Raw genomic sequence first — 2173 nt, forward strand, 5'->3', positions numbered from 1 at the left:
ATGAACTGAAGTGGGTTTGTCTTAGTGGCCATTGTCTATTCCTGAACCTGATGTGGTTTGTGGCATCTACGCCAGTGTGCCGTAGAATTCAAGCCCAACGCGCCCCGAAGTCTTTCAGGCGACGTAAAAGGCTGATGAGTGTGCTGCCGCGATAACGGGTTTGCGCGGCAATATCACTATCTGAGGCGCGTTGCGTTACAAGTTGCTTGGCGCTGCGGCTTGCAATCAAGTCGGGATGGGCACGGCGCAGCCAGTTGTACGCCCCGTCGACATGCATGGGCCCACCTAGTGGATCGCCCGCCTCACGGCCTAACATAGCATCGAGGTAAGGGATGGCACGGGCGATTGCGCCACTGCGCCATACTATCGCATGGGCGCAGGTAATGTCAGTCTCTGGGGGCACATCGCACCAACCTTGAACGCTTGAGGTGCTGTCGCTCACGAAGCAAAACCCGAGATAGCACATATCCCAATCAGCGGCATTGAGTTGCGCGGAAAATGTGTCGCCGCCCCGACGCAACCGTCGCGTTATCAATGCGTCATCTTCAAGAATGAGTACTTGCTTGTGACCCGCCCCGTGCGCGGCCTTAAGCGCCGTGAGGTGACTGACAAAGCACCCACGTGCGCCGGTTGAGGGGAAACTGCCTTGACTTTGAGGGCGATAGGCCGCGTGGCGGATCACATTAGCCGACGCAAACGACAGCCCAATTCGCGCTAACTCCGTCTCCATCGACCGCAAACGGTCAGGGCGACTATCAAGATTGATCACATATACCGCATCGAGTTGGGCAAGGGGATGAGGGGCCAAAATAGTCTCCACACAAACGGTTCTAAACCACACATTGGTAGCTGCGCGTTCAGGTAGGCGCAATATACGCTAACGTCTTGGTGTAAAATGGCAGGGGCACCAGGGTTCGAACCCGGGACCTACGGTTTTGGAGACCGTCGCTCTACCAACTGAGCTATACCCCTACTTGGTGCGCGTTGGGATACGAGAGCCCGGATAGGTTTGCAAGCACGAATGTGTATTGTGCGCGAAATACTCCATACACGCCACTCTCACACGCAACTGCTCTAAGAGCGTCAGGACGTTCGCCGTGTCCGTCGCACCCAAAACAAGGCAACCGCCTGCCCGACGACAACACCGATAAGGAATGCACAGAGCGAAAAAGTCGTCTCGTTGCGGGCAAGACTCGGCATGCCGCCAACATTGCCGCCAAACAGGCCCGTCAGAAACCCCAACGATAAAAACACAGCCGAAATCAGCAACAAAGCAAACATACTGCTCTCAATGGGCGCTTTTGGCCAGGCCCGTGAGCCGATGTCAACTCGACTACTTCGATCTAAAACCTGTTTGTGTAGTTTCAGCGCAACCTCCAATCTGAAACAATTGCGACGACCAGTTGAATCCGCCCAATACGTGTCCATTCGCTACACCGAGCTTCTGGCCACCACTCGGGCTATTGCTGCGCAATACACTGTCGAGCAGCGGAGGCCGAGATCGAACCGTCGGTCGCGATCGCTAGGTATTTCTACGACAACGCTGTGGCGAAAACCATAAGGGGATCACCCATCCTGCGCAGTCAGCATGCGTCCCGTTCGAATGAACCCACCTAACCGTTTCGGGCCGCAAGACCATGCGCATCGCCTGATCGTCGAGCACCAAACCTCGCGCCGCCCCTCGCAAACAAAAAGGCCCTGCTTATGCAGGGCCTTTTCTATTCGATCAGTCGCGTAAGGGCGCTAAGCGCTCTTATTCGATGATTTTGGACACAACGCCGGAGCCAACTGTACGGCCGCCTTCGCGGATCGCAAAGCGAAGACCCTCTTCCATCGCGATCGGTGCGATCAGCTCAGCCGACAGCTTCAAGTTGTCGCCGGGCATAACCATTTCCGTGCCTTCGGGCAGAACACAAGTGCCTGTCACGTCGGTTGTACGGAAGTAGAACTGTGGACGGTAGTTCGCAAAGAACGGCGTGTGACGGCCACCCTCTTCTTTGGTCAAAATATAGACCTCAGCTTCGAACTTCGTGTGTGGCTTAACCGAACCCGGCTTAACCAGAACCTGACCACGCTCAACCGCATCACGGTCAACACCGCGCAACAATGCGCCGATGTTGTCGCCAGCTTCACCGCGATCAAGCAGTTTGCGGAACATTTCAACACCCGTACA

General features: G+C 55.8%; 2 protein-coding genes, 1 tRNA gene and 1 pseudogene. All 4 read right to left on the reverse strand.

Annotation, left to right across the window (positions count from 1 at the left end; translation table 11 throughout):
* Nucleotides 1-88: 88 nt before the first annotated feature.
* Nucleotides 89-820 carry a glycosyltransferase family 25 protein gene (locus ACTG34_RS13610; protein WP_439105415.1) on the reverse strand — a complete coding sequence of 244 codons (732 nt, stop codon included), beginning with the start codon at nucleotides 818-820 and terminating at the stop codon, nucleotides 89-91.
* Between the two features lie 76 nt (nucleotides 821-896).
* A tRNA-Trp gene (locus tag ACTG34_RS13615) sits at nucleotides 897-972 on the reverse strand.
* 111 nt (nucleotides 973-1083) lie between these two features.
* The gene (locus ACTG34_RS13620; RefSeq protein WP_439105416.1) at nucleotides 1084-1428 is read right to left on the reverse strand and encodes a CorA family divalent cation transporter; all 345 of its coding nucleotides are present in this window, start codon (nucleotides 1426-1428) and stop codon (nucleotides 1084-1086) included.
* A 325-nt stretch (nucleotides 1429-1753) separates the two neighbouring features.
* Nucleotides 1754-2173: pseudogene (gene tuf, locus ACTG34_RS13625) on the reverse strand (elongation factor Tu); the annotation flags it as partial.

This window comes from Celeribacter marinus (assembly GCF_965656515.1).
GTDB classification, from domain to species: domain Bacteria; phylum Pseudomonadota; class Alphaproteobacteria; order Rhodobacterales; family Rhodobacteraceae; genus Celeribacter; species Celeribacter marinus_D.